Origin of the sequence: Gluconobacter sphaericus (assembly GCF_016757795.1) — a bacterium.
Classification (GTDB): domain Bacteria; phylum Pseudomonadota; class Alphaproteobacteria; order Acetobacterales; family Acetobacteraceae; genus Gluconobacter; species Gluconobacter sphaericus.
Genome location: NZ_CP068419.1, coordinates 2,837,424 through 2,844,550 on the forward strand (window position 1 = coordinate 2,837,424; position 7,127 = coordinate 2,844,550).

Here is a 7,127-nt window from a genome sequence, read left to right on the forward strand (position 1 = left end):
CTTATTCCTCAGTTTCCAGATGGAAGCGGTCAGATTCCTCATCATAGTCGAACAGCTCGGCATAGCGGGCCCAGCCAATGGCCGTAGTGAGGGTCTGTCGCGCATAATCGGGTGACATGCTCTCTTCCATGGCCTTGCGGAACCGGGCTGCATCCACGGTGTGGCTCGAGCGCTCGTCCAGCGTGCTGCGGATAGAGCGCAGCAGGGGAAGATGGTGCAGAAGCGCTTTGCGCATCAGGTCCTTGCGGGTGTCTGAATCGCCTTCGACAAAGGCCTGGCCATCAGGCGTCAGCAGAATATCGCCATCCTCCAGTTCCGCCAGATCCAGAAGTTGAAGCGACTCACCCAGCGGCAGAAGGTCATCCAGCGTCATCTGGAGGCGCTGTGCCAGTTCAGGCAGATCGGCCCGTCCTGAGAGCGGTTCACTTTCCAGCACTTCCATCAGCCCGACCAGAACCTCGACCGCCAGGTGCGGAAGCACGATGGAGAAGGGCGGAAGTGCAGTGGCCGAGGCGACAGGTGGCTGGATAGGGTCCGCCTCAGAAACGATGGGCGCACGACGGGTCATAAGCGCGTAGATCTGATCTACGAAGCGGCGGAAATCTTCGTCATCGCGGTTACGCGGATGGGGGAACGGGACAGCGATCTCATGCGTGACACGGCCGGGGCTGGATGAGAAAATGAGGATACGATCACACATCAGGACCGCCTCTTCGATCCCGTGTGTTGCAAGTAGCATGGCCTTGAGAGGCAGGCGCTTTTCATCCCACAGCTCGATCAGATCGGTACGCAGATTTTCGGCACTCAGGACATCCAGCGCCGAAAATGGCTCATCCAGCAGAAGCAGGGACGGCTGAAGCGCAAGCGCACGGGCAAAGGACACACGCTGGCTGAGGGCCTTGGAAAGCTCCTTCGGATAGGCGTTCTCATAACCTTCGAGCCCCATGACCTCGATGGCGGCATCGGTCATAACTTCGCGCTCGGCACGGGGCAAACGGCGCATTTCCAAGCCTAACGCCACATTCTGCCGCAGGGTCAGCCAAGGGAAAAGCGCGCCAGACTGAAAGACCGTCGCCACACCATCCAAGGGACCTGTTACGGGAGCCCCCTGCCAGAACACCCGTCCTGACATCGGCGGTGTCAGCCCGGCCATGATCCGCAGCAGAGAGGATTTCCCGGAGCCGGAGCGCCCGAGAAGCCCCAGGATTTCACCCGTCCGCACATCGAAGCTAACATGATCGAGCACGACCAGATCCGTGCTGCTCTCCTTGAGATAGGTCTGGCTACATTCGCGAAGGGACAGAAGAGATTTCATGGGCCCGTGGATTTCAGCCTGAGGTTCATATCGTATATTTCTGGGCCGTATTTACGGCCAGAGGTTGCAGGACCAGCCGATCCAGCAACATGGAAAGAAGCGTCAGCAGCATCAACGCAAGGACCTGCGCCGCTACGGCCCCGCTGAGAGCCTCTGAGAGCAGAGCGGCCCCAAGGCCACTATTTGACGACACGAAAGCCTCCGCCACCATCACCGCATTCCAGACCGGCACCACCGCCGTCAGCAGGCCTCCACAGAGTTCCGGTGCGATGGCGGGCAGCAAAAGCCGCCGCCACAGCAGGACACCCCGCAGGCGCAGGCCCGCCGCAACCTGCCTCAGGTCCGAGGGGATGGCTTTCGCCGCGTCGAGTACAACGATTCCAACAAGCCAGTGCGCACCCAGAAAGAGCAAAATGACTGGAGAATCGAGCCCCAGTTCCCGACAGAGCGGATAAAGAAGTACGGCCGGAAAGAGCCCGCAGGCCATCACGACTCCCCGGAAAACATTGCGCAGGGAAGATCCGTGCTCGCTGATTAGAAGACCCAGCGGAACCCAGACCAGTACACACAGAACCAGTGTTCCACAGACATGTGAAAGCGTAACCACACTCTCGGTCAGATCCACGAGAACCTGCCGCAGAAGGTTGACGCGATAGACCGCATAAACCAGGAAAAGCAGGGAAATGACAGGCAGGAGCGCTTCTGGAAGCTCCCGGACTGTCCTGTGGTGTTCGGGAAGGATACTGCGCGGACGGCCCAGGCGCCAGTTCCCGATCCAGACGAGGGCATCACTCACGCCAACACTGAGCCAGTGCATGGGCTTTGTGCGCCGCCAGATCCTCAACAGCCAGGATTGCGGGCGTGAGCGTTCCGCGAACGGGCCTTCGGGCCGATATCGCTGTGCCCAGCCCACCATAGGACGCATGAGGGCCTGATCGATCACGAGGATCAGCAGAAGAATGATCCCGGAAATTTCGACGATCCGGAGCGGAAGATCGTCCAGCATGGCCTGCAGGGCGGCTGCGCCACATCCGCCCGTTGCCTGATGGCTCATCAACATCATCAGACCCTCCGCGGACAGCAGCCGGACCCAGAAGGCCGGCATGCCCTGCATGGCCCTGAAGGTCGTCAGGGGGACAGCGACTGGCATCTGAAGGCGCCAGAAACGCTGCCAACCGGTCATGCGCAAGCCGGTTGCGACTTCATCAAGCGCGGGGGGAAGCATGTCTTCCGAGTCGAGCACCGCCGTCACGATCCGCCAGATCATGCTGGAAGCAGCAACCAGCATGATGGTCAGGGCCGGAGGGAAGACCGCAGCCAGGATCCCGATCAGCCCAAGACCCGGAACTGCACGGGCAACAGAAAGAGCCGGAATAAGAAATGCCCTGAAACGGGGCCACTGAAACGCCGCACCTGAGAGGAGCAGTGATGCTGTCACTACAATCAGCAGGGACAGGATCACATGCAGGGCAGTCAGCCCTGCCATGCCCCCCAACGACAGATGAGCCCCCGGTGGCATGGCAAACAGGACAGGCGCGACAGAAGCGCGGGGCAGCACCAGGAGTGCAAAAGCGGTCGCACAGAACAGGATCGAAAGCTCGATGCCGCTCATGCGCTGTCGCCAGCGATGCATGATCCGCAAGGGCATGGCCATCGGGCTGCCCGTCATGATGCGTGCTGTCCTTCCTGATGATGAAAAGCAGAGGTTAGAAAGAGACGTCTTGCAGGCTCAAGTGTTTTCTGCATTTCACCGGCCGGATCAATGGCCGGTACTACCAAAGCCACCTTCGCCACGTACCGTCTCGTCCAGAGTTTCTACCTCGGCCCAGCGCAGACGGGAGACCGGGGCCAGCACGCCCTGTGCGATGCGGGTGCCACGCTCGACGGTGAACGGCTCGGTACCAGCGTTCATGACGATGATGCGGAGTTCGCCGCGATAGTCTTCGTCAATAGTGCCGGGAGAATTAGGCAGCGTAATGCCATGCTTGAGGGCCAGACCCGAACGCGGGCGCACCTGAAGCTCATAGGCGGGCGGCAGGGCAATGCACAGGCCAGTCGGCACCAGAACGCGCTCACCCGGAGCGATCGTCATGGGGGCGTCCACTGCGGCCAGGAAATCGAAGCCTGCGGCACCGGCAGTGGCATAGGCGGGAAGGGGAAGGCCTTCGGAATGAGGCAGGCGCGTGATGCGCACATCAATCAGGTCTGTCGTCATGGTCTCTGTCTTATCCCGGATCGCGATGCCTATGAAGACGGATCGGCAAAGAACGCAGCAATCCTCTGCGCGATCTGTTCCGCGACGTCAGTTTTGTCCATTTCCGGCCAGCTCTGAACGCCATTGTCGTCGATCAGGCTAACGGTGTTGCGCATGGCGCCGAACACGCCCTGACGCACATCATTGGCTACCAGCCAATCACACCCTTTGCGCAAACGTTTAGCCTGCGCGTTTTCCAGAACGTCGTCGGTCTCGGCTGCAAAGCCTACGACGAGACGGGGGCGTTGTGGGGCGCGGCAGAGCGTTGCCAGAATGTCTGGATTTTCCACGAGTTCGAGACTGGGCGGTCCGTCACCGCTTTTCTTGATCTTGCCCGGCGCCATATCCCTGGCGCGCCAGTCGCTGACGGCGGCGGTGCAGACGGCCACCTCGACCGGAAGGGCGGTTTCACAGGCGGCCAGCATCTCGCGGGCGGTCTGAACGGAGATGCGGTGGACGCCCGCAGGTGCGGGGATCGAAACCGGCCCACTGATCAGTGTGGCATCCGCGCCCCGTGCTGCCAGCGCTGCCGCAATGGCATAGCCCTGTCGCCCGGAAGAATGATTGGAGAGGAACCGTACGGGATCGAGCGGCTCGACGGTTGGACCAGCCGTTACGAGAACACGGCGTCCCGTCAGGGAACGATCTGGCGTCAGGATCCGCAGGATCGCATCACGAATGGCGGAAGGCTCACTCAGACGGCCAGCGCCGACTTCACCACAGGCCATGCTGCCCACGTCCGGCCCGACAATGGAGACGCCGTGTGCTTCGAGCAACTTCAGGTTGACCTGAGTGGCGGGATGCTCCCACATCCGCACATTCATGGCCGGGGCCAGCAGAATGGGAGAGGTAGTCGCGAGAAGCAATGTAGTCGGCAGATCATCCGCGAGCCCATGGGCCATGCGGGCCATGATGTTAGCTGTGGCAGGGCAGACAACGACCAGATCCGCACTCCGGGCCAGAGCGATATGGCCGATCTCGCTTTCCTGCGTGGGCTCGAACAGCGCGTCGTGCACACGCTCGCCTGCCAGCGTCTCGAGACTGAGCGGCGTGACGAAGGCTTTGGCGGCTTCGGTCATGACCGGCGTTACGGCAATACCGTCCGCCCGCAGCAGGCGCACGAGTTCGAGCGCCCGGAACGCCGCGATCCCTCCCGAGACGATCAGCAGGACGCGGCGCATGGTCTTACAGACGCCAGCCGGAATGGATGGCGGCGATACCACCGGACAGGTTACGGTACTGGACCTGCTCCAGCCCGGCATCGCGCATCATCTGGGCCAGCGTTTCCTGATCGGGGAACATGCGGATGCTCTCGGCGAGGTACTGGTAGCTTTCGGAATCCTTGGCGATAATCTGGCCCATTTTGGGAAGAACCTGAAAGGACCACATGTCATAGATCGGTGCGAGCGCTGCGATCTCGACCTGTGAGAACTCAAGGCAGAAGAAACGCCCACCCGGCTTGAGCACGCGGCGCGCTTCACGCAGCACAGCCGACTTGTCCGTGCAGTTGCGCAGGCCAAAGGCAATCGTCACGCGATCAACGGAGCAGTCGGGAAGGGGAATGGCTTCCGCGTCTACGACGCAGACCTCGATTTTACCAATCAGTCCGGTCTTGATGGCGCGGTCACGCCCTACGGAGAGCATGGCGGCGTTAATATCGGACAGGATGGCGGGGCCACCACCGGCACGGAGCCAGCCAAAGGTAATGTCGCCAGTACCACCAGCCAGATCCAGCAGCTTCATGTTGGGGCGCGGATTGAGCATACCCACAAAAATACGCTTCCAGACGCGATGAATACCCAGCGACATCACGTCATTCATGATGTCGTATTTCCCGGCGACGCTCTCGAACACCCCCCGGACCATCGTTTTCTTCTGGCCGCGCGGAACACTCCGGTAGCCGAAATCGGTGGTGTCCTCGGCATGTGCGGAGGACGGGAAGGGCGAGGCGTTGTGTTCTGCGCTATCGGTCATGGGGCAATCGATATATCGTTGAGGCCAGCCATGCCAGAGCTTCCAGAAGTCGAAACCATCATGCGCGGATTTCGAGATGCCTTCGAAGGACATCGAATCAGCCATGTTACTATCAACCGTCCCGACCTTCGATGGCCGTTTCCCGCAGATCTGAGGGAGACTCTGGAAGGACATCGCGTTCTCTCGTTCCGTAGGCGCGCGAAGTATATTCTCATGCGTCTTGATGGCGGCTGGAGCATGTTGCTGCATCTGGGTATGTCGGGCCGACTCACGGTTGGCCGGGCAGGGACAAACGCGACTCCGCCAACACACGAACATCTGGTCCTAGAAACGGACAGCGGCGCGAGAGCGGGGCTGGTGGATCCCCGGCGTTTTGGCATGGTCGATCTTGTACGGACAGCTGAAGAGGACAGTCACCGCCTTCTGGCTCATCTGGGAGTGGAGCCACTTTCGGACGCCATGAGCGGTCCGACATTGGTGGACCTGTTCCGGGGCAGGCGTTCGCCGATCAAATCCACGCTGCTGGACCAGAAGCTAATCGCAGGTCTTGGCAATATCTATGTGTGCGAGGCGCTGTTCCGGTGCGGCATTCATCCCGAACGACAGGCCAGCACCCTGATGGGAAAAGAGAGCGCCGCCCTCGCGGAGGCCATTCCGCAGATCCTGGAGCAGGCCATCGCCTCCGGAGGATCATCACTGCGCGACTATGTGCAGGCTGACGGCACGAAAGGCGGATTTCAGGACCTACATCTTGTCTATGGACGCGAAGGCACTCCATGCCCCAACTGCGGTGCAGGAAGTCCGATCCAGCGCATAACGCAATCAGGCCGTTCAACGTTCTTCTGTCCAATCTGCCAGGAATAGGCAGCGCAACAAGAAGATGCCCCCATCCTGTGTAAAATGTGCAAAACGCTTGACGGGACCCGCTCTGACAGAGTAGAGGGCGCCAACCATTTACGCGACCAAAACGCAAAGTGAACCGAAAGATCCATGGCAAACACAGCTTCTGCCCGCAAGCGCATCCGTCAGAATGAACGTCGCCGTGAGCGCAACGTTGCCCGCATGTCCCGTATGCGTACGTTCATCAAGAAGGTCGAACTCGCCATCCAGTCCGGCGACAAGTCCGCTGCTGCGGAAGCCTTCAAGGTTGCACAGCCGGAAATGCAGCGCGCAGCAGGCAAGGGCGTGATCGCAAAGAACACGATCAGCCGCAAGCTCTCCCGCCTGTCCGCTCGCGTGAAAGCTCTGGCAACCGCCTAAGCTTCACCTTCGGGTCGGAACTGAAGAACGCGCTCCCCTCCAGGAGCGCGTTCTTTTTTGGCTGCAGCTCCTGACATCTTTTTCCCGAGCATCTGCCCCCGGGTTGCCGATGGGGAACACCCTCATGACATCCCGCTGAACCCTTCGTGTTCCAGCTTGCTTCGGACTGAGCGGACGCCTATTCTGAGCGTTCGACAAAAAGGTATCGGATGCTCTGGCTTCTCCGGAAATTCGCCAGCTTTTCTGCTGCAAATTTCTGTCGAGAACACAATCACCCTGCGCGCAGGGAACCACAACTGATACCCGCCCTGTGCGGGAATGGAT

At 60.4% G+C, this 7,127-nt stretch carries 7 protein-coding genes; 2 read left to right on the forward strand and 5 right to left on the reverse strand.

Annotated features, from left to right (window positions below):
- Nucleotide 1: 1 nt before the first annotated feature.
- From IGS75_RS13400 to IGS75_RS13420, 5 genes are all read right to left on the reverse strand, one after another.
- Nucleotides 2–1,315 carry an ABC transporter ATP-binding protein gene (locus IGS75_RS13400; protein ID WP_141351080.1) on the reverse strand — a complete coding sequence of 438 codons (1,314 nt, stop codon included), beginning with the start codon at nt 1,313–1,315 and terminating at the stop codon, nt 2–4.
- Nucleotides 1,316–1,340: 25 nt separating this feature from the next.
- Nucleotides 1,341–2,984 carry an ABC transporter permease subunit gene (locus tag IGS75_RS13405; RefSeq protein WP_141351082.1) on the reverse strand — a complete coding sequence of 548 codons (1,644 nt, stop codon included), beginning with the start codon at nt 2,982–2,984 and terminating at the stop codon, nt 1,341–1,343.
- A 90-nt stretch (nt 2,985–3,074) separates the two neighbouring features.
- Complete coding sequence (gene dut, locus IGS75_RS13410; RefSeq protein WP_141351084.1) at nt 3,075–3,530, reverse strand: dUTP diphosphatase; 456 nt, start codon at nt 3,528–3,530, stop codon at nt 3,075–3,077.
- A gap of 29 nt (nt 3,531–3,559) precedes the next feature.
- Nucleotides 3,560–4,750 carry a bifunctional phosphopantothenoylcysteine decarboxylase/phosphopantothenate--cysteine ligase CoaBC gene (gene coaBC, locus IGS75_RS13415; RefSeq protein WP_202257153.1) on the reverse strand — a complete coding sequence of 397 codons (1,191 nt, stop codon included), beginning with the start codon at nt 4,748–4,750 and terminating at the stop codon, nt 3,560–3,562.
- 4 nt (nt 4,751–4,754) lie between these two features.
- The gene (locus tag IGS75_RS13420; RefSeq protein WP_202257154.1) at nt 4,755–5,543 is read right to left on the reverse strand and encodes a class I SAM-dependent methyltransferase; all 789 of its coding nucleotides are present in this window, start codon (nt 5,541–5,543) and stop codon (nt 4,755–4,757) included.
- 30 nt (nt 5,544–5,573) lie between these two features.
- Here IGS75_RS13420 and mutM point away from each other — a divergent pair, with 30 nt between their 5' ends.
- The gene (gene mutM / locus IGS75_RS13425; protein ID WP_202257155.1) at nt 5,574–6,407 is read left to right on the forward strand and encodes a bifunctional DNA-formamidopyrimidine glycosylase/DNA-(apurinic or apyrimidinic site) lyase; all 834 of its coding nucleotides are present in this window, start codon (nt 5,574–5,576) and stop codon (nt 6,405–6,407) included.
- A 126-nt stretch (nt 6,408–6,533) separates the two neighbouring features.
- Nucleotides 6,534–6,803, forward strand: coding sequence for a 30S ribosomal protein S20 (rpsT, locus tag IGS75_RS13430; protein ID WP_062031354.1), 270 nt, complete (start codon nt 6,534–6,536; stop codon nt 6,801–6,803).
- Nucleotides 6,804–7,127: the final 324 nt, after the last annotated feature.